This window comes from Amycolatopsis pittospori (genome assembly GCF_013870525.1).
Classification (GTDB): Bacteria; Actinomycetota; Actinomycetes; order Mycobacteriales; family Pseudonocardiaceae; genus Amycolatopsis; species Amycolatopsis pittospori.
In genome coordinates, this window is record NZ_JACBXD010000035.1 from 32,745 (window position 1) to 51,851 (window position 19,107).

Annotated in this window: 22 protein-coding genes; 9 read left to right on the forward strand and 13 right to left on the reverse strand. The window is 69.9% G+C overall.

The window, feature by feature from the left end; translation table 11 throughout:
• Window positions 1-14: 14 nt before the first annotated feature.
• On the forward strand, window positions 15-665 hold the full coding sequence (locus H5J31_RS20620) for an O-methyltransferase (RefSeq protein WP_181774250.1): 651 nt from the start codon (window positions 15-17) through the stop codon (window positions 663-665).
• A gap of 32 nt (window positions 666-697) precedes the next feature.
• Here the strand turns inward: H5J31_RS20620 and H5J31_RS20625 are convergent, their stop codons facing one another.
• Complete coding sequence (locus tag H5J31_RS20625; protein ID WP_181774285.1) at window positions 698-1,936, reverse strand: MFS transporter; 1,239 nt, start codon at window positions 1,934-1,936, stop codon at window positions 698-700.
• 105 nt (window positions 1,937-2,041) lie between these two features.
• Here H5J31_RS20625 and H5J31_RS20630 point away from each other — a divergent pair, with 105 nt between their 5' ends.
• Window positions 2,042-2,923, forward strand: a complete 882-nt coding sequence (locus tag H5J31_RS20630; protein ID WP_181774251.1) for a LysR family transcriptional regulator — start codon at window positions 2,042-2,044, stop codon at window positions 2,921-2,923.
• Window positions 2,924-2,996: 73 nt separating this feature from the next.
• Window positions 2,997-3,608, forward strand: a complete 612-nt coding sequence (locus tag H5J31_RS20635) for a phosphatase PAP2 family protein (RefSeq protein ID WP_181774252.1) — start codon at window positions 2,997-2,999, stop codon at window positions 3,606-3,608.
• Window positions 3,609-3,616: 8 nt separating this feature from the next.
• Here the strand turns inward: H5J31_RS20635 and H5J31_RS20640 are convergent, their stop codons facing one another.
• Together H5J31_RS20640 and H5J31_RS20645 are read right to left on the reverse strand one after the other, a co-directional pair.
• Window positions 3,617-5,092, reverse strand: coding sequence for a leucyl aminopeptidase family protein (locus H5J31_RS20640; RefSeq protein WP_181774253.1), 1,476 nt, complete (start codon window positions 5,090-5,092; stop codon window positions 3,617-3,619).
• A gap of 90 nt (window positions 5,093-5,182) precedes the next feature.
• The gene (locus H5J31_RS20645; RefSeq protein ID WP_005155393.1) at window positions 5,183-5,350 is read right to left on the reverse strand and encodes a DUF3117 domain-containing protein; all 168 of its coding nucleotides are present in this window, start codon (window positions 5,348-5,350) and stop codon (window positions 5,183-5,185) included.
• A gap of 195 nt (window positions 5,351-5,545) precedes the next feature.
• Between H5J31_RS20645 and H5J31_RS20650 the strand changes: the two genes are divergently transcribed.
• The gene (locus H5J31_RS20650; RefSeq protein ID WP_181774254.1) at window positions 5,546-6,340 is read left to right on the forward strand and encodes an enoyl-CoA hydratase-related protein; all 795 of its coding nucleotides are present in this window, start codon (window positions 5,546-5,548) and stop codon (window positions 6,338-6,340) included.
• 243 nt (window positions 6,341-6,583) lie between these two features.
• Here the strand turns inward: H5J31_RS20650 and H5J31_RS20655 are convergent, their stop codons facing one another.
• Genes H5J31_RS20655 through H5J31_RS20685 form a run of 7 tightly spaced genes read right to left on the reverse strand, consistent with a single transcriptional unit; the run spans window position 6,584 to window position 10,224 of the window.
• Window positions 6,584-7,150 carry a DNA-3-methyladenine glycosylase I gene (locus H5J31_RS20655; RefSeq protein WP_181774255.1) on the reverse strand — a complete coding sequence of 189 codons (567 nt, stop codon included), beginning with the start codon at window positions 7,148-7,150 and terminating at the stop codon, window positions 6,584-6,586.
• Complete coding sequence (locus tag H5J31_RS20660; RefSeq protein WP_181774256.1) at window positions 7,143-7,592, reverse strand: SRPBCC family protein; 450 nt, start codon at window positions 7,590-7,592, stop codon at window positions 7,143-7,145. Before H5J31_RS20660 ends, H5J31_RS20655 begins: the two co-directional genes overlap by 8 nt.
• Window positions 7,589-7,891, reverse strand: coding sequence for a DivIVA domain-containing protein (locus H5J31_RS20665; RefSeq protein WP_181774257.1), 303 nt, complete (start codon window positions 7,889-7,891; stop codon window positions 7,589-7,591). Before H5J31_RS20665 ends, H5J31_RS20660 begins: the two co-directional genes overlap by 4 nt.
• The gene (locus tag H5J31_RS20670; protein ID WP_181774258.1) at window positions 7,888-8,559 is read right to left on the reverse strand and encodes a permease prefix domain 1-containing protein; all 672 of its coding nucleotides are present in this window, start codon (window positions 8,557-8,559) and stop codon (window positions 7,888-7,890) included. Before H5J31_RS20670 ends, H5J31_RS20665 begins: the two co-directional genes overlap by 4 nt.
• A complete protein-coding gene (locus H5J31_RS20675; RefSeq protein ID WP_181774259.1) occupies window positions 8,556-9,230 on the reverse strand; it encodes a permease prefix domain 1-containing protein in 675 nt (224 codons plus the stop codon). The genes H5J31_RS20670 and H5J31_RS20675 overlap by 4 nt, the downstream gene beginning before the upstream one ends.
• Entirely contained in the window at window positions 9,227-9,901 is a 675-nt protein-coding gene (locus tag H5J31_RS20680; RefSeq protein WP_181774260.1) for a permease prefix domain 1-containing protein, read from the reverse strand. Before H5J31_RS20680 ends, H5J31_RS20675 begins: the two co-directional genes overlap by 4 nt.
• Window positions 9,898-10,224, reverse strand: coding sequence for a helix-turn-helix transcriptional regulator (locus H5J31_RS20685; protein ID WP_005155407.1), 327 nt, complete (start codon window positions 10,222-10,224; stop codon window positions 9,898-9,900). The genes H5J31_RS20680 and H5J31_RS20685 overlap by 4 nt, the downstream gene beginning before the upstream one ends.
• A 140-nt stretch (window positions 10,225-10,364) precedes the next feature.
• Between H5J31_RS20685 and H5J31_RS20690 the strand changes: the two genes are divergently transcribed.
• The 4 genes from H5J31_RS20690 to cydC are packed head-to-tail and all read left to right on the forward strand — an operon-like array spanning window position 10,365 to window position 15,658.
• Window positions 10,365-11,543 carry a cytochrome ubiquinol oxidase subunit I gene (locus H5J31_RS20690; RefSeq protein WP_181774261.1) on the forward strand — a complete coding sequence of 393 codons (1,179 nt, stop codon included), beginning with the start codon at window positions 10,365-10,367 and terminating at the stop codon, window positions 11,541-11,543.
• A gap of 3 nt (window positions 11,544-11,546) precedes the next feature.
• Entirely contained in the window at window positions 11,547-12,539 is a 993-nt protein-coding gene (locus H5J31_RS20695; RefSeq protein WP_181774262.1) for a cytochrome d ubiquinol oxidase subunit II, read from the forward strand.
• A 9-nt stretch (window positions 12,540-12,548) separates the two neighbouring features.
• Complete coding sequence (gene cydD, locus H5J31_RS20700) at window positions 12,549-14,108, forward strand: thiol reductant ABC exporter subunit CydD (RefSeq protein WP_181774263.1); 1,560 nt, start codon at window positions 12,549-12,551, stop codon at window positions 14,106-14,108.
• Window positions 14,105-15,658, forward strand: coding sequence for a thiol reductant ABC exporter subunit CydC (cydC, locus tag H5J31_RS20705; protein WP_181774264.1), 1,554 nt, complete (start codon window positions 14,105-14,107; stop codon window positions 15,656-15,658). The genes cydD and cydC overlap by 4 nt, the downstream gene beginning before the upstream one ends.
• Here the strand turns inward: cydC and H5J31_RS20710 are convergent.
• On the reverse strand, window positions 15,644-16,588 hold the full coding sequence (locus H5J31_RS20710; protein WP_181774265.1) for a glucosyl-3-phosphoglycerate synthase: 945 nt from the start codon (window positions 16,586-16,588) through the stop codon (window positions 15,644-15,646). The genes cydC and H5J31_RS20710 overlap by 15 nt on opposite strands.
• A gap of 51 nt (window positions 16,589-16,639) precedes the next feature.
• Between H5J31_RS20710 and H5J31_RS20715 the strand changes: the two genes are divergently transcribed.
• Window positions 16,640-17,314 carry a lysophospholipid acyltransferase family protein gene (locus tag H5J31_RS20715; protein ID WP_181774266.1) on the forward strand — a complete coding sequence of 225 codons (675 nt, stop codon included), beginning with the start codon at window positions 16,640-16,642 and terminating at the stop codon, window positions 17,312-17,314.
• 354 nt (window positions 17,315-17,668) lie between these two features.
• On the opposite strand, the gene H5J31_RS20720 is transcribed toward H5J31_RS20715, so the two are convergent.
• Together H5J31_RS20720 and H5J31_RS20725 are read right to left on the reverse strand one after the other, a co-directional pair.
• Complete coding sequence (locus H5J31_RS20720) at window positions 17,669-18,247, reverse strand: LOG family protein (protein ID WP_181774286.1); 579 nt, start codon at window positions 18,245-18,247, stop codon at window positions 17,669-17,671.
• A complete protein-coding gene (locus tag H5J31_RS20725; RefSeq protein ID WP_181774267.1) occupies window positions 18,247-19,032 on the reverse strand; it encodes an LOG family protein in 786 nt (261 codons plus the stop codon). Before H5J31_RS20725 ends, H5J31_RS20720 begins: the two co-directional genes overlap by 1 nt.
• Between the last annotated feature and the right edge of the window lie 75 nt (window positions 19,033-19,107).

A 19,107-nucleotide genomic window follows, 5' to 3' on the forward strand; every position in this document is an offset into this window, starting at 1 on the left:
GCTAACCTCCGCGTGTGAATTCCGGGACGCATGCGGGCTCGCCTGCCGAGACCGCCGACGCCGACCTCGTCGACGGGTACCTCCCCGACGACGAGGTTCTGGCCACCGCGCGGGCGCGGTCGGCCGATCTGGGGTGCGGTCCGCTGAGCGCGGGCGCGGGTGCGACTCTGCGATTCCTGGCCACGACGCTGCGCGCGAGAGCAGTCGTCGAGGTCGGGACCGGGGCCGGGGTGAGCGGGTTGTGCCTGCTCCGCGGCATGGTCGACGACGGGATCCTGACCTCGATCGACATCGAACCCGAATACCACCGGGCGGCCAGGGCGTCGTTCCGCGAGGCCGGCTATCCGCCGGGGCGGACGCGGCTGATCATGGGCCGCGCGCTCGACGTCCTCCCCCGGCTCACCCCCGGCGGCTACGACCTGGTGTTCGTCGATTCGGCGCCGGTCGAGTACCCGAGTTGCTACGAGAAGGCCGTCGCGCTGCTGCGACCCGGCGGGATACTGGCGTTCCACAACGTTTCGGGCACCCGGGTGACCGATCCCTCACGACGCGATCCGGACACCCTCGCGCTGCGCGAGGTCGCGCGGGCCTTCCGGGAGGACGAACGCCTGGTCCCGGCCCTGTTGCCGGTCGGTGGCGGGCTGCTGGTCGCCGCCATCGCGTAGCAAGGGACCTTTGCTATCACCTGAGCGCGCCATCACCTGAGCGCCCGTTCCTGGTCCGTGAAGGCCTCCTTGAGGGACCCAGGGTCCCTCAAGGAGGCCTTCACGGACTTCGGGACCACGGTGACGATCGCCAGGGCCAGCCAGCAGGCGGTGAGCACGATCAGCCAGGTCCAGCCCGCGTGCCCGTAGACGGTCGCGCCGACGGCGCCGCCGATGCTGCTGCCGAGGTAGTACGAGAGCGTGTAGAGCCCGCCGACCTGGCCGCGGGCGTTCTCGGGCGCCTCCGCGGCGGCCCAGCCGTTGGCGACGGCGTGGGCGGCGAAGAACGCGCCGGTCAGGACGACGAACCCGGCGATGACCAGCGGCAGGCTGTCGGGGAGGGTCAGCGCGGTGCCGGCGATCGTGAGCAGCAGGGCGCCGACGAGCGACCGGCGACGTCCGAAGCGGCCGACGAGCCTGCCCGCGGTCGCCGACGAGACCGAGCCCATCGCGTAGGCGAGGAAGACCAGCGAAGCGATCGCGGGCGACAGGTCCAGCGGCTCTCCGGTCAGCCGGAATCCGGCGGCGTTGTACAGCGCGACGAACGAACCCATCGCGAGCAGCGCGACCGCGTACTGGACCAGCAGGATCGGCTTCCGCACGGCCGCGCCGAGCCCCGCGAGGACCGCTCGCCCCTGCTCGCGCAGTACCGCTGACCTGCGGCGATTCGCAAAAGTGAGAGCAAAGGTCCCTTGCTCCCCCGGCGGCAGGGCCAGCACCGTGACCACCGTGCAGACCAGCCCGATCACCGCGACCACCACCAGCGCGCCGTGGTAGCCGAAGGGACCGGCGGTGAATCCGGCGGAGAGCCTGCCGATCATGCCGCCGAGGGTGTTCCCGGCGATCATCGCGCCCACCGCCGCCGCGATCCCGGCCTTGCCGAGCCGTTCCGCGAGGTAGGCCGCGGCCACTCCGGGGAACCCGGCGATGGCGACCCCCTGCAGCGCCCGTAGCACCAGCAGCGCCGGGTAACTCGGCGCCAGCGGCAGCAGGAAACCGAACACGACCGACGCGACCACCGAGGCGACGATCACCGGACGCCGTCCCACCACCTCCGAGAGCACCGCGATCGGCAGCACGGCGACAGCGAGCGCGCCGGTCGCGACGCTCACCGCGAGCGAAGCGCCGCCGGGATCGAGGTGGTACTGCTCCGCCAGTTGCGGCAGCACCGGCTGCGGCGCGTAGAGCAGGGCGAAGGAGGAGATCCCGGCCGCGGCGACGGCGATCGTCACGCGGCGTGTGGTTCCGACGGCAGGCACGATGCTGAAGCTAAGCCTGGCTAACCAATACGTCTAATACGCTCATCTGCCACAATTGATACTGTGCTGAATGAAAGGATGACCGCCCAGCTAGCTCCCCAGCTCGCTCTGCTCACCGCACTGCGCCGCACGACGAACGTCACACGCGCGGCCGAACTGCTCGGTGTCCCGCAGCCCACGGTAAGCCGCCGGATCGCGGCGTTGGGCGAGGCCCTCGGCGCCCCGCTGACCATCCCGGACGGCCGGGGCATCCGGCTCACCCGCGCCGCCGAACTCCTGGCCGACGCCGCCGAGCGTGCTCTCTCCAGTGTCGACGCCGGAGTCCGGCAAGCCCGCGAAGAGGTCGATCCCGGTTCCGGCCACATCGTCCTCGGCTTCCTGCACCTGCTCGGCCGGTCACTGGTCCCCACGCTGCTCCGCGGCTACCGCGCCGACCATCCCCACGTGCGGTTCACCCTGGTCCAAGGCTCGCGTCAGGACATGGTGGACCGGCTGACCAGCGGCGAACTCGACCTCGCGCTGCTCGCGCCCGCGCCCGTCGACGACCCGCTCCTCGACACCGCCGTGCTCGCCGAGCAGGAGATCTTCCTCTCCGTCCCGACCTCGCATCGCCTCGCCGACCGGCCCAGCGCCGCCATCGAGGACCTCAAGGACGAGGAGTTCGTCCTTCTCGAAACCGGCTACGGCCTCCGCACCATCACGGACGAACTGTGCGCCGAAGCGGGCTTCGAGCCGAAGATCGCCTTCGAAGGCCAAGAGTCCGACACCGTGCGCGGCCTGGTCGCGGCCGGCCTCGGGGTGGCGCTGCTCCCCCGCTTCGAACCCGGCAGCCCGGCGGGCGTCGCCGAGGTCCCGCTCGTGCCGCCGGTCGGCCGGACCATCGGCCTGACGTGGCGCAGGGACGTCGTCCTGCCGCCCGCCGTCGCGCGGTTCCGGGAACGGGTCCGCGCCGAGCGCTAGTGACGATCGTCAGGGGTGGCCCTTGACGATGGTGCAAGGCGGCATCGATGTCGGTTTCGCTAACTTAGGGTGAATGTACGACGACATCGTGGAGCTGGCGGGCGAGAGCCCGAGCTGGCTTCAGGCATCAGCCGTCCTGTTCACCGACGCGGGAATGCTGATCTTCGCCGCTTTGATGGTCTGGGTCTTCTGGCGGGCTCGCCCCTCGCCCACCCGGCTCGCGGTGTCGCTGCTGGTGCCAGCCGCGACCGTGATCGCGTACGTGATCAGCGAAGGGGCGAAGACGGTGATCCGCGAAGACCGGCCGTGCCGGGACCTCGTCACGCTCGTCGATTGCCCGCCCGTCGGTGATTGGTCCTTCCCGAGCAACCACTCCACGATCGCCGCGGCCGCCGCCGTCGGGCTGGCGCTCGCCTGGCGACGGCTCGCGCCGTGGGTGCTCCCAGGCGCCCTGCTGATGGGCTTCTCGCGGGTCTTCGTCGGCGCGCATTACCCGCACGACGTCCTCGCCGGTCTCGTCCTCGGCTCCGTGACGGCGTGGCTCGTCTTCCGGTACCTGACGGGCCCCGCGACCGCGTTCGCCCGACGGCTCACCGCGCACGCCGGTGACGCGCCGACCCAGCCCATGCCCCGGGTGCGCCCGCAGGGCGATAGCAAAGGTCCCTTGCTACCGCCCCGCAGGTGATCCGCAGGTCAGACGTAGGAAGCGACCAGCTCGACCAGCGTCCGCGCGGCGAATCCGGTGGCTCCTGGCACGACGTCGGCGTAGGTCTTGTCTGCTCGCGCGGGTCCGGCGATGTCGAGGTGCGCCCACGGCACGTCGCCGACGAACTCCCGCAGGAACAGTGCCGCGACGATGCCACCGGGGCCGCCGGGCGCCTGTCGGACGTCGCCGAGCGAACCCTGCACGGTCTCGGCCAGATCCTCCAGCAGCGGCATCCGCCACCACGCCTCGCCGACCCGCTCGCCCGCCTTCGTGACCCGCTCCGCGAGCGAGTCGTCGGTGGCGAACACGCCGCCGGTGCGGACGCCGAGCGAGACCTTCATCGCACCGGTCAGCGTCGCGGCGTCCACCACGACGTCCGGCTTGTGCTTCTTGATGCCGTAGACGAGCGCGTCGGCCAGGACCATGCGGCCCTCGGCGTCGGTGTTGCCCACCTCGGTCGTCTTGCCGCCGTAGTGCCGGACGATGTCGCCTGGCCGGTACGACGAGCCGGAGACGTGGTTCTCGGCGGCGGGCACCAGCCCGGTCACGCGGACCGGCAGGCGCAGCGCGGCGATCGCGCGGACGGCGGCGATGATCGCCGCGCCGCCCGCCATGTCGGTACGCATGAGGTGCATGCCGTCGGCCGGTTTGATCGAGAGGCCACCGGTGTCGAAGGTGATTCCCTTGCCGACCAGCAGCAGATGCGTGCTCGCCCCGCGCGGCCGGTATTCCATCTCGATCAGCCGCGGCGGTGAGGCCGAGCCGCCACCGACGGCCAGGACGCCGCCGAAGCCCTGCTCCGCGAGCCACTTCTCGTCCCGGACCGCGACGGTCAGGTTCGGCAGATCGCCCGCCACGCGCGCGGCGGTGTCGGCGAGCCAGGCGGGGGTCTTGATGTTCGAGGGCGCGTTGGCCAGGTCGCGGGCGAACGCGGCGGCCGCGGCGAGTTCGCGGACGCGCTCCAGCGCCTTCTCGTACGCGGGCACGGCGCGCTCGTAGCGGGTCAGCAGCCGGACGGTCCGAGGGCTCGGCTTCGGCTCCTCGGCCGTCACCGTGAAGCGGTAGCCGCCGAGCAGCAGCCCGAAGGCCAGCTCCTCGATGTGCTCGGCGCCCGCGTCTTCGGGCAGTTCGACGGCGAAGGTGCGGAACGCCTTCAGGCCGGCCTTCACGTCTTCGTCCAGTGCCGAGGAGACGGCGCGGATCAGCGCGGCGCCGGCCTTGCGGTACTGGCGCGGTTCGCCGTCGCCGACGCCCGCCAGCCAGCGGGTGCCGCCGGTCGGCACGGTCTGCACGTCGCCGGCCTTGCCGGTGGGCCGCACACCCTCGATCTCCTCGAGTCCGGCGTCACCGTCCTCTTCGGACGGCGCCGCGATCAGCGTGGCCAGCGGCGTGCCGCGCCGCAGATCGTCCGAGACCTCGAGTTCGAGCAGCTTCCCCGGAACGGGGGGTAGCGGGTTACGCACAGTGAGCGACCTCCGGGCGCAGATGAACCGCGACCCCGGCCTCCAAAGGAGACCGGGGTGCGGGTGGTTGAACGTAGGTGCTGGTCCGGCTCAGCCGGTGACCTCCTGCAAGGCCGCGCCGAGATCTTTCGCTTCTTCCGCGGAGAGCTCGACGACCAGGCGCCCACCACCCTCCAGTGGTACGCGCATCACGAGGCCCCGCCCCTCCTTAGTCACTTCGAGGGGACCATCTCCGGTCCGGGGCTTCATGGCCGCCATAGCGTGCTCCCTCCGTCTCAACCGGCGCGCCCGGGTCGCGCTCGTCAAAGCCAGCCGGGTCTACTGTCCATTGTCCCTCATCAGCGGCCGAGCGCGAACGCGGACCGATCTTTTGCCGCCGTATCGGTGCTGGTATGCGGCTCGCGAGGCTGAAAGACTCCCCTCAGACCGCAGTTTCGCCGACTAGGAGATCCCGTGACCACATCCGACGTTCTGCTGACCGCCGACGCCGATGGCGTGCGCACCTTCACGCTGAACCGGCCGCAGGCGTACAACTCGCTGACCGTCGAACTCAAGGAACTGCTGCTGGCGGGGTTGCGCGAGGCCGCTGCGGACGACAGCGTCCGCGCCGTCGTGCTGACCGGCTCGGGCAAAGCCTTCTGCGCCGGGCAGGATCTGAAGGAGCACGTCGGACTGCTGCAAGCGGGTGACCCGGCGCCGCTACACACGGTCAAGGAGCATTACAACCCGATCGTCGAGACCATCGTCGGGATGCCGAAGCCGGTCATCGCCGCGGTGAACGGTCCCGCGGCGGGTGCGGGCGCCGCCTTCGCCTACGCCAGTGATCTCCGGATCGCCGCGACGTCGGCGAACTTCCTGATGGCGTTCGCGAATGTCGGCCTGGGCCCGGACTCCGGCGCCTCCTGGACGCTGCAGCGCCTGATCGGCCTCGGCCGAGCGGCCGAACTGATGCTGCTGGCCCGCACGGTCGACTCGGCCGAGGCGTTGACGCTCGGCCTGGTCGGCGAGGTCGTGCCGGACGAGGAGCTGGCGGGCCGGGCACAGGAGATCGCCGCGAAACTGGCGGCGGGCCCGACGGTCGCCTACGCGAAGATCAAGAACGTCCTCTCCGTGGCCGCCGAGTCCTCGCTCACGGACGCGCTGGCCGCCGAGGACGCCGCTCAGGCCGCGCTCGGCGCGACCGCCGACCACACCGAGGCCGTCGAGGCCTTCGTGGGCAAGCGCCGTCCGAACTTCCAGGGCAAGTAGCCGCCCCAAGCGCGCAATGAACGACCCGTTCCTTGCAAATTTCGCAAGGAACGGGTCGTTCATTGCGTCCGGGGCGCGAGCCGGTCAGGGGCGAACCGTGTCTCAGGTACCGACCGTTTCGCGTGGCCGGCGGCACGGCAAGCGTGACTGGGCGGACGGCAAGCGTGACCGACTCGGCCCGGGTTGGTCGTGAGTGGCGATTCGGGTTAGAACCCGAATCGCCACTCACGACCAAGCCAAGGACTAGCCCTTCGCCCGGAAGCAGTCCTTCACGTGGTCGTCGACCATGCCCGTCGCCTGCATCAGCGCGTAGCAGGTCGTCGGCCCCAGGAAGACGAATCCGCGTTTCTTGAGTTCCTTGGCCATCGCCTTCGACTCGTCCGTGATCGCCGGGACGTCGGCCATCGTGCGGGGCCGCCTGTGCCGCACCGGCGCGAACGACCACAGCAGGTCGTCCAGCGAGATGTCCAGATCCTGGATCGCGCGGGCGTTGTTGATCGCGGCGAGGATCTTGGCCCGGTTCCGCACGATCGACGCGTCTTCCATGAGACGGGCGACGTCGTCGTCGGTGAAGACGGCGACCTTCTTCGGTTTGAACCGCTTGAACGCCTTCCGGAACGACTCCCGTTTGCGCAGGATCGTGATCCACGACAGCCCGGACTGGAACGACTCCAGGCACAGGCGTTCGTACAGCTCTTCGTCGCCGTGGAGCGGGACTCCCCATTCGGTGTCGTGGTACTCGACGTAGTCCGGGGCCGAATTGCCCCACGAACACCGCTTGATCCCGTCGGACCCCAGCAGCTCAGCCAACCCGGTACCCCTCCGCGTACTTCACGAACTTCTGCAGGGACATCCGCAGTCCCAGCTCGAACCCTGGTTTCGCGATCGGCCAGCCGAGCCGTCCGACGACGCCGAACGGCGGCCGCAGATGCTCCGCCCAGACGAACGTCGACGAATGCGGGCCCTTCTCGATGACCTGGAACACCCCGGTGCCCTGCACGATCTTCCCCACGTGCCGCACGACGCAGCGCAGCGGCGGTTCCCAGCTGGTGATCTCCATGGTGTCGGTGAACCCGATCCCGGCGACGCCGGTGAACGCCGACAGCTTCGAGCCGACGCTGCGGCCGTTGCCCTCGACGACCTTGACCTCGGTACCGAGCATCCATTCGCCCTGGCGTTCCCAGTCGGTCAGGGCGAGCCAGGCCGTCCCGGCCGGTACCGCGACGTCGACGGAGACGACGACATCGGTCACCTGACACCCTCGCGTTCGGCCTCCAGCTCGGCGACCTTCGACCGCAGTTCGTCGATCTCGACGCCGAGACGCCGCATCACCCAGTCCACTTCGGACATCTTGTAGCCGCGCACCACCATCTGATAGCGGACGGCGTAGACGTCTTCGGCGGTGATGTCCTCGGCGGGCAGCCTGGTCGGCGAGCTGCCCGGGGGCAGCGGGGCCAGTTCCTCACCCCGGCCGAACACCACGGCGGCCAGCAGAAACACCACAGCGGCCACCAGCAGCATGACTACGAGGTAGATCAGGGCGGTCGTCACGCGACGATCGTGGCACACGAACGCCACGATCGTCTCGCCAGCAACGCGAGTCGCACGCTGACCACCACCCAGAGCACCATCAAGATCCCGCACGGCACCGACAGGAACAGCCGCGACGCGTCGAGGAACCCGGTCGCGAACACCAGCAGCGCCACCGAGAGCAGATTCAGCCCGACGGCCTCGCCGATCAGCACGCCGACGGTGCGGACCAGCCGGACCCCGTCCATCCGCCGCGAGAGCCAGCGCATGCAGACGAGCGCGAACAGGCCGAGCACCGGCACGATGAACACCGAGCCGTGGGTGAACTGGGCGACGTACTTGTACCAGCCCGGCGCCGGCGCGAGCTGCGACCAGTCCCCGAAGGTCCACTTCCGCGCGAATTCCCAGGCCAGCTGCATCAACGGGACGCCGAGGACGAGCTTCCAGAGGGTGCGGGTCCCGCTGTGCATACCGAGTTCGGCCTGGTAGCCCTGTGCGATCAGATGCACCGGGCCGAAGTCGTCGACAGCCCGGCGCTGCGCCTCGTGCTCGCTCCAGCCGCCTTCACGGTAGGCGTCGGCGGCGTCGTTGAGGCCGTCCCGCGCCTCACGCAGCAGATCCCGCTTCGCCGACGCCGGGCCGTCCAGCCGCGCGCGCAGGTCACCGAGATAGGCCTCGATCACCGTCATGCCGCGATCGCCATCCCCGGCCGGCGATGGCGGCGCGCGGCGACCGTGAGCCGCATGCTGAACAGGATCCAGGTCGCGGAGAGGACGGCGCACGGCACGCTGATGATCAGGCGCGCGGGCTCCAGCAGCCCGGTCGCTCCGCCGTAGAGCGCGACCGCGATGAGGTTCAGCCCCAGCGCCACGGCCACGGACAGCGAGACGGAGCGGGCGGCTCGCGGGCCGTCCGTCCGCCGTGAGAGCAGCCGCGCCGCGATCACGCCGGCGACCGCGACCACCGGCGACAGCGCCGCCACCGTGTCGGCCGCGCCGATCGCGTGGTGGTACCAGGACGGCGGCGGGTCACCGAACCGCGACCAGTCGCCGAGGCTCAGCGTCCGCGCGAGGTCCCACGAGAGGATCAGCAGCGGGACCCCGACGATCAGTTCCCACAGGACGCGGATGTCGCGCCGCAGCCCCAATTCGGCCTGGTAGGCGGGGGCGATCACGTCGACCGGGCCGAAATCGGCGACGGCCCGGCGTTCGGCCTCCGCCTCGTCGACCCCGCCTTCGCGGTACGCGTCGGCCGCGTCGTGCAGACCGTCCCTCGCCTCGGTGAGCAGATCGGCCTTGGCCCCCGCCGACCCGCTCAACCGTCTGTCCAGCTCCGCGATGTAGGTCTCGATCGCGCTCATGCGGCCACCAGGGCTCGTGGCCGCCAGGACCGGAACGCCAGCGGGACCAGCCAGAAGCTGAACGCCGCCCAGCCCACGGCCAGCACGTTGCACAGCAGGCTCATGTTCATCCTGGCCGGGTCGAGGACGACGGTGCCGACGGCGAGCAGCAGCATCGCCACGAGGTTCGCGATCGCCGCGGCGCCCACGGTCCACCGCGTCACCTTCCCCAGCCTCCCGCCGTCGAGCCGCCGCCCCAGCCAGCGGGTGCCCAGCAGCGCGGCCACCCCGATCACCGGTGAGACGACGACGAAGACACCGGAGAGATCGACGACGGACAGATACCACTCCGGGGTCGGCTTCCCCATCTTGTCCCAGCCGCCATAGGTCCAGATCCGCGCCAGTTCCCAGCTCAGCTGGAACAGCGGAACGCCGACGATGACCTTCCAGAGGGTGCCGATGTCGCCGCGTAGCGCCAATTCCTGCTGATACGCGCTCGCGATCTCGGGCGCCGGGCCGAAATCGGCGACGGCCTTGAGCTCGGCCTCAAGCTCGCCGGCCCCGCCTTCGCGGTACGCCTCGGCCGCGTCTCGCAGACCGTCCCTCGCCTCGGTGAGCAGATCGGCCTTGGCCCCCGCCGACCCGCTCAACCGTCTGTCCAGGTCCGAGACGTAGGCCTCGATCGCGCTCATGCGGTGCTCCCCCCGAGGACACCACCGATCACGGTGGTGAACTCCTGCCACTCCGCTCGTTCCGCCGCCAGCGCCTTCTGCCCGGAGCGGGTGAGCTTGTACGTACGACGTTTGCGACCGGACACGACATCCCACTCGCTGGCGAGGAAGCCTGCCCGTTCCAATCGGCGAAGCGCCGGGTAGACGGTGCCCGTCGGCAGGTCGAGCGCACCGTCACTGCGGAGCTGGAGCGCCTCGATGATGGCGTACCCGTGCAGCTTCCGGCCGTCGAGGACGGCGAGGAGCAACGCGTCGAGGTGCCCGCGCAGGCTGTCGGCCTTCATAGATAGACAGTCTACACATCGCCGACCATCAGGGTAGTCGGGTCTTTCCCATGGCCACCTCAGGGAATGTCCCCCATATCACCCCGATTTCATAGATTTTGTGGCTACATGTAGCCAGCCTACGTATACAGTGCATCGGCATGGACGCACTCCCGATCGCGAGACTCCAGTTCGCGACGACGACCTCGTTCCACTTCCTGTTCGTGGTGCTCACACTGGGGCTCGTGACACTCGTCGCGGTGATGCAGACACGCTCCGCATTCGGCGACAAGCCGGAAACGATGCGGATGACCCGCTTCTGGGGCAGGCTTTATGTGATCAACTACGCGCTGGGAATCGTCACCGGAATCGTGATGGAATTCCAGTTCGGACTCACCTGGACCGGTTTGTCCTCGGTGGCGGGCGACGTCTTCGGCGCACCGCTGGCCATCGAGACGCTGGTGGCGTTCTTCGCCGAATCGACCTTCCTGGGGCTGTGGATCTTCGGCTGGGGACGGCTCGGCAAATGGGTCCACCTGACGCTGATCTGGCTGGTCACGCTGACCGCGTACGCCTCGGCGCTGTTCATCATGGTGGCCAATTCGTTCCTCCAGAACCCGGTCGGCACGCATAACGAGAACGGCGTGCTGAAACTCGACGACTTCGGTGCGCTCTTCACCAATCCGGCGCTCACGATGTCGCTGCCGCACGTGCTCAGCGCGGCGTTGATGACCGGCGGTTTCTTCGTGGTCGGCGTCAGCGCGTACCACTTCATCAAGCGCACGAAGGAGATCGAGTTCTTCCGTCGCTCGATGCGGATCGGCGTACTCGCCTCATTGGTGGGCAGCACGATGGTGATCGGCTTCGGCTTCGCCCAGTTCGGCCCGCTCGGGGAGTATCACCCGGGCAAGCTCGAATCACCGGAACCGCTGGTCGGCGCGCCGCTGGGGCTCATGATCCAGATCGGGTTCATCGCCTTCCTTGCTTCGCTCCTCGGCACGCTGTTGCTGTTCCGGAACTGGATCACCAAGGTGCGGCCGTTGCTGTACCTGATGGTGCTGGCCATCCCGCTGCCGTTCTTCGCCGCGATCTCCGGCTGGCTGGTGCGCGAGATCGGCCGCCAGCCGTGGCTGATCCGCGGGCAACTGACCACCGCCGACGCCGTCGCGTCGATCCCGGCGGGCCAGATCCTGTTCTCCTTCATCGCTTTCACGCTGCTGTTCGCGGTACTCGCGATCGCCGACTGGGTGCTGATGTCGCGGGTCGCCAAACGCGGCCCCGAACCCGAAGACGAGCCGGCGGCACCGCGTGCCGAACTTCCCGTCCTGAGCGGAGTCTGACCCATGGTGATCTTGTGGTGGTGTGTGCTCGGTTTCCTGATCTCGGGCTATTTCGCGCTGGCCGGCTACGACTACGGCGTCGGGATGCTGCTCGGCAGGCTCAGCCGTGACGAGACCGAACGACGGCGCGTGCTCGGCGCCTTCGGGCCGTTCTTCCTGGCCAACGAGGTCTGGCTGGTGGCCGCGGTCGGCGTCCTGTTCGGCGCTTTCCCGCATCTGGAAGGGAAAGTGTTCTCCGGGGCCTATCTCCCGGTCGTGGCCCTCCTGCTCGGGCTGGTCACGTTCACCGCGGCGGTGCAGTTGCGCAGCAGGCGGCCGGACGCCCGGCGCGGTACGTGGACGCTGGCGATCACCGTCGGAGCCTGGGTGACGGCGGTGTCCTGGGGCGTGTTCCTCGGCAACCTCGTCCTCGGGCTTCCGCTCGACGCCGCGGGGCGCCCGGCCGGCGGCGCCCTGGCCGCGTTCACCCCGTACACGGTGCTCTGGGGTGCCGGGTTCGTCGCGCTGTTCACCTTGCAGGGAGCGGCTTTCCTCGCCGTCCGGGCGCCGGCCGAGTTCGCCGCCCGCGCGAACCGCGTCGCCAAGGCCCTGCTCACGCCCGCGCTGGCCTTCCTGATCGTGGCCGTCGTCTGGGGTGCCTTCGAGACCACCGCGTCCTGGACGGTGCTGCCGGCGATCGTGTGCGCGTTCGGCGCGCTGGCCGTCGCGGCGTCCGCCCTGCGCGCGGGGCGGCATCGGACGGCGCTGTTCGCCACGATGCTCCTGTCCGCCTCTCCGGTCCTGGCCGTCGGGACGATGCGCCTGCCGGACACTCTTGTGTCCTCTGTGGACGGCGGATTCTCGTTGAGCCTGACGGAAGCGGCCACCACCGCCGAAATGCTGAGCGTGCTCACGTTCGTCCTGCCGCCCGCGCTGGTCGCGATCGCCGCCGTGCAGTGGGTGACCTGGCGGCGGCACGGCGAGCGCGTCGACCAGCGTTCACTGCTGCACTTCTAGGAGCCTGAGATGCCTCCCCTTCCCGGACTGCGGCGCCATTTCGGCGTCCTGGCCCTACTCGGCACGCTGACCGCCGTCGCGATCCTCGTCCAAGCGGACGGCCTCGCGACGCTGCTCACCGGCGGTGGCGTGACCTGGACGCTCGCGGCCGCCATCGCGGTCCGGGTGCTGCTCACGGGCGTCCAGGGCTCTCTCGGCGGCCGGTTCGCCGCGACGGTCAAGGCCGGGCTGCGCAAGCGGCTCCTGGGCGCCGAAGCCGAGAACCCCGGCGAGGTCGCGACCCTGGTGACCAAGGGGATCGACGCCGGCGACGCGTATCTGACCGGATACCTGCCGACGCTGGTGACGTCGGCGATCGTGCCGGTCGCCGTGCTCGTCCGGCTGTTCACCGCGGATCTGGCGTCGGCGCTGATCATCACCGCGACGCTGCCGCTGATCCCGGTGTTCGCGATCCTGGTCGGCCAGCACACCAAGGCGAAGACGGCCCAGCAGTGGCAGCTGCTTTCCAAGCTGGGCGGGCATTTCCTCGACGTCGTGCGCGGACTCGGCACGCTCAAGGTTTTCGGCCGCGCCGAGGCGCAGGCGAAGACCGTGCGGGCGATGGCGGACGCGTATACCGACGCGACGATGCGCACGCTGCGGGTCGCGTTCCTTTCCGCGCTGGTCCTGGAGCTGGTGGCGACGCTGTCGGTGGCGCTGGTCGCGGTACCGATCGGTTTCCGGTTGCTGGAAGGCGGGATGGTCGTGCACACCGCCGTCCTGGTGCTGCTGCTCGCACCCGAGGCCTATCTGCCGCTGCGCGCGGCGGGCGCGAAGTTCCACGCCAGCGCGGAAGGGCTCGCGACGCTGAGGGAGGCGTTGGCCGTCCCTTCGGAGGAGACCGTCCGGGGATCGCAGGTGCCCCGTCGCGGGGCGCCGCGACTCGTGCTGGAGAAGGTGAGCGTCGCGTATGGCGACCAGGTCGCTCTGTCCGAAGTGGACATGACGATCGAGCCGGGCGAACACGTCGCGCTCGTCGGCCCCAGCGGTTCCGGGAAGAGCACGCTGCTGGCGGTGCTGCTGGGCTTCGTGACGCCGACATCCGGCCGGGTCCTCGTCGACGGCGTCGACCTGCGCGAACTGGACCCGGGGCCGTGGCGGGCCGGAACGGCGTGGGTGCCGCAGCGGCCGACGCTGTTCACCGGGACCGTCGAGGAGAACATCGCGATGGGCCAGGTACCGGACGTCCGGACGGCCGCCCGCGCGGCGGCGTTCGACGAGGTCGTACGGGGCCTGCCGGACGGCTACTCCACGCGGATCGGGGAACTGGGCGCGCCGCTTTCGGCCGGGCAGCGGCAACGCCTCGGCCTGGCGCGGGCGCTGGCCCGCACCGAAGCGGGGCTCGTGCTGCTCGACGAACCGACCGCGCGACTCGACGCGGGCACCGAAACCGCGGTGCTCGACGCGACCCGCGAACTGCTCACCGGCCGGACCGCGGTCCTCGTGGCCCACCGGCCGGCGATGGCCGCGCTCGCCGTCCGCGTCCTCGAAGTCCGCGATGGAACGGTGAGAGAACGGGAACTGGTGTGAACGTCTGGGGAGTATCCACAAAGGACGTCGTCCGGCTGGTGCGTGCCGGGCTGATCGCGGCCGGGGCGGAACTGGCGGGCCTGGCGCTGATGGCCACTGCCGCATGGCTGCTGCTGAAGGCGGCCGAGCAGCCGCCGCTGGCGTCGCTGACCGTGGCGATCGTCGCCGTCCGCACGCTGGCCTTGCTGCGCGGTGGCCTGCGTTACGCCGAGCGGCTCGCCGGGCACGAGGTCGTCCTGCGGTATCTCGGCGCGTTGCGGACCCGCGTGTACACGTCGTTGCTGCCGCACCGGGGTTCCCGGCATTCCGGTGGCGACCTGGTGACCAGGCTGGTGTCCGATGTGGACGCCGTGCAGGACGCGATCCTGCGCTGCCTGCTGCCCGCCGGGGTCGCCGCTTCGGTGGGCGTCGTGTCGACCACGGTCGCGCTCGTCGCCAGCCCGGTCGCCGGTCTGGTACTGGCTCTCGGCCTCGCCGTCGCCGGGATCGGCTTGCCTTGGCTGTGCGTCCGGATCACTCGCGCGGCGGCCGAAAAGAGCGCTCCGGCGCGGGCGGATCTCGCCGAACGGTCGGTCGAGCTGATCACCGGACGTCGCGAACTGATCGCCTACGGCGTCCACGAGTCCACTGTGGACGCAGCGCACACCGCCGTCGACGCACTCGCCGCGCGAGAGCGGACGACGACGAACCGGACCAGTCTGCTGACCTCGGCCGGGATGCTCGTCCAGCTGCTCACCTGCGTCACGATCGCTTTGACCGCCGGGGTTTCCGTACCCGTGACAGCGGCGCTGGCGCTCGGTGCGCTGACCGTGTTCGAGCTGGTCCTTCCCCTGACCGCGGCGGCTCAGCGCTGGGTCGAAGTCCGGGCGTCGGCCGGACGTGTACGCGCTCTGCTGACCGAGACGCCACCCGCGCGTGGAACCGCGGTCCCCGAACCGGGACGCCTGCGGCTGGAAGGAGTCGGCGTCCATTTCGCGGGCCGGGCTCCGGCATTCGAAGGCGTCGACCTCGATCTGCCGCCGGGTAAGCGGGTCGGGATCCTGGGGCCGAGCGGGGCCGGGAAGACGACGCTGCTGAACGTGCTGCTGGGGACCGTGGCGCCGACGTCCGGGCGCGCCCTGCTGAACGAAAAGCCGCTGGACGCCTACGACCCGGTGCTGCTGCCGACGGTGATTTCCGGCGCGCTCGCCGACGCGCACGTCTTCCACACGACTGTCCGGGAGAACCTGCGGCTCGCGAAACCCGGCGCGACCGACGCGGAGCTGCTCTCGGCTTGTGAAACGGCGGGTTTCGATCTGCCGCTGGATCGCGAAGTCGGCTCCGACGGGGACGCGTTGTCCGGTGGGCAGCGTCAGCGGCTGGTGCTCGCGCGGGCGGTGCTGGCCGCGCCGCCGGTCCTGGTGTTGGACGAGCCTGTCGAAGGACTGGATCCGGAACACGGCGACGCCGTCCTGGCCGACGTCCTCGCCGCTACGCACGGCACCGTCGTCCTGGTGACGCATCGTGAGGCGCAAGTGGCCGGTTTCGACGAGGTACTACGACTCGGTTAGGCCGCGTACTTCCCGCATCGGCGGCCGGTCGCTGACCGATACCTCGGCGACCTCCGGCAGCCATTCGCCCTCTACTTGCAGGAACTGGGTGAGCTGCGCCGGGTCGTCCGACTTGATGCCGCAGCGCGCGAGGGCGGTCCCGAGGATCTGCCGCGCCATCACGCCGAGCTGAAGCAGCGAACGGTTGCGATGCTTGCGTACGCCGAGGTTGACCTGTGCGAGCCCTTCGAGGCCGTAGCGCGCTTCGGCGTCGAGGATGAGCCCGATCTCGACGCCGTACCCGGCCGCGAAGGGCACAGACTCGAGGAACTCGCGCGTCGCGGCGTACTCGCCGCCCAGGGGCTGGATGAGCCCGGACAGCGACGGGCGCAGCGCCGAGAGGACCGGTCGCGCCAGCAGTTCGGTGACCCGCCCGCCGCCACTGCTCGAGGTTCGTGGTCCCGCCGAGGGCTCATGGTCAGAGCTCTCCAGCCGCAGCGGACGCCGGTAGAAACCCTTGACCAGGTGAACGTCGTCCTCGCAGAGCAGCGGGCCGAGCAAGGTCGGCACGAATGCCGGATCCGGTTCGACCAGGTCGGAGTCGAGGAACACGATCACATCGCCGGTCGTCGCGGCCAGCGACCGCCACAGCACCTCGCCCTTGCCCGGCACCGGCGGCAGCTCCGGAACGACGTCCTCACGGTGCACCACCCGCGCGCCGGCTCGTTCGGCCAGCTCGGCGGTGGCGTCGGTGGACCCGGAGTCCATCACGACCAGCTCGTCGACGACCGTGCCCAGCAACGGCCGGACCGAGCCGACGACCTCGGCGACGGTGTCCTCTTCGTCGAGTGCCGGTAGCACGACCGAAACCGTCCGGTCACCCTTCGCAGCGACGATGTCGTCGAGCGTCCAATCGGGGTTCTGCCACGTACGCCGCTCGAACCAACTCATGAGTAGTGATCGTGCCATGCTGGAGTCCGACACCCCGTCGATGGAGGAACCTTGCTACCGCTACTCGTCCGTTTCGTGCTGGGCCCGCTGGTCAGGGCGCTGTACCGCCCCGAGATCCGCGGCGTGGAGAACATCCCCGCCGAAGGACCGGTGCTCCTGGCACCCAACCACCGGGCGGCCCTGGACACCGGCGTGATCACTTTCACGGCGATGCGGCAGGTCAAGTTCCTCGGCAAAGCGGAGTACTTCACCGGCCGCGGGCTCAAGGGCAAACTGATGGCCGGTTTCCTCGGCGGCCTCGGCTACGTCCCGGTCGAACGCGGCAACGCGCAGGCCGGCCTCGCCGCACTGGAGGCGGCGCGGAAGGTGCTCGACGCGGGCGGCGCGTTCGCGATCTACCCCGAAGGCACCCGCTCCCTCGACGGACGGCTGCACCGTGGCCACACCGGCGTCGCGGCCCTCGCCCTGGCGACCGGCGCGAAGGTCGTCCCCGTCGCGCTGTCCGGCACCGAGGGCCTGCAGCCCGAGGGGAAACGGATCCCGCGGCGGGCGAAGATCACCGTCACCTACGGCGCGCCTCTGGACTTCTCGCGCTACGAGGGCCAGGACTCCTCGCCGGCGATCCGGCGCTCGGTGACCGACGAGATCATGTACGCGATCCTGGAGCTCTCAGGGCAGGAGTACGTCGACTCGTACCACAAACGCCCTGATCAGAGCGCCGCCTGACGGTGGGGCGATAGCAAAGGTCCCTTGCTCCCTTCTCGGCCCTGGTGCCCCCTTGCTGCCCCCTCGTAGCCCCCTCCCGGTGCTATGAACGACGCGTTACTTGCAAATTTTGCAAGTAACGGGCCGTTCATAGCGCGCGAGAGCGGGGAGGCGACGGCTGGCCGGCCGGTCCGGTGGTCGTGAGTGATTTGGGTCGTTCTAACGACCCAAATCACTCACGACCACCGGACGCAAGGCCCACCGGCGGGCGATAGCAAAGGTCCCTTGCTCCCCCGGGCGACCTCCACATGCCGTGAAGGCCTCCTTCCCTACCCTCAAGGTAGTGAAGGAGGCCTTCACGGACTTGCAGCAGAGCTACTTGGCCCACTTAGGGCGCGGAGGCGGCACGTAGTCCGCGAAGCCGTCCAGAAGGACCGAAGCGTCCGAGTCGATCGAGAGCATGTCCCGGTACCCCGCCGAAAGGAAGCCCTCCGAGACCATGTGGTCGGCGAACTTCAGCAGCGGCGCGTAGTACCCGCCGACGTCGACCAGCCCGATCGGCTTCTCGTGCAGCCCGAGTTGCGCCCACGTCCAGACCTCGAAGAGTTCCTCCAGCGTCCCGGCGCCGCCGGGCAGTGTGAGGAACGCGTCGGAGAGCGCGGCCATCTTCGCCTTGCGCTGGTGCATGTCGGCGACGACGTGCAGTTCGGTCAGGCCGGCGTGCGCGATCTCGACGCTTCCCAGTGCCTCCGGGATCACGCCGATCACCTCGCCGCCCGCAGCCAGCGCGGCGTCCGCGACGACCCCCATGGTCCCGACCGAAGCGCCGCCGTAGACGAGCCCGATCCCGCGCGAAGCCAGCAGCGTGCCCAGCGCGCGGGCCTCGTCGGCGTACCGCGGGTCGAAGCCCATCGACGATCCACAGAAGACGCACACCCTGCGCGGCGCCGCCATCAGTGGGTGTCCTCCCATGCCTGGTACGACTCCTCGACGACGCGCACGGCGTCGTCGATGTCGTCGGTGACGTGCAGCAGGTCGAGGTCCTTCTCGCCGATCTTCCCCTCGGCGAGCAGCGTCTTGGCGATCCAGTCGTACAGCCCGCCCCAGTATTCGCTGCCGAACAGCACGACCGGGAACTTCGTGACCTTCTTCGTCTGCACCAGGGTGAGCGCTTCGAACAGCTCGTCGAGGGTGCCGAAACCGCCGGGCAGGCAGATGAACGCCTGCGAGTACTTGATGAACATCGTCTTGCGGGCGAAGAAGTACCGGAAGTTGACGCCGAGGTCCACCCAAGGGTTCAGGCCCTGCTCGAACGGCAGCTCGATGCCGAGGCCGACGGAGAACCCGCCCGCCTCGTTCGCGCCGCGGTTCACGGCCTCCATCGCGCCCGGGCCACCGCCGGTCATCACCGCGAAGCCCGCGTTCGCGAGCGCGGCGCCGATCTTGCGGCCGAGTTCGTATTCGGGGTTGTCCCGCTTGGTCCGTGCCGAACCGAACACCGTCACCGCGCGCGGCACCTCGGCCAGCGCGCCGAAGCCCTCGACGAACTCGGCCTGGATCCGCAGCACCCGCCACGGGTCGGTGTGCACCCAGTCACTCGGCCCGCGTGAGTCCAGCAGCCGCTGGTCGGTGGTGCTGCCCTGGTCACGGCGATCCCGCCGCAGCACGACCGGGCCCTTGTGGCGCTCGATCGGACGTTCCGGGTACTGGCCGTCGGGGAACTCGCTTGTCTCACTCACCCCGCCAAGACTACGACGTCGTCACCGTCCGGAGCGGCAGCATCGCCGCGAACAGGAGTTGTCGGATTCGCGAAC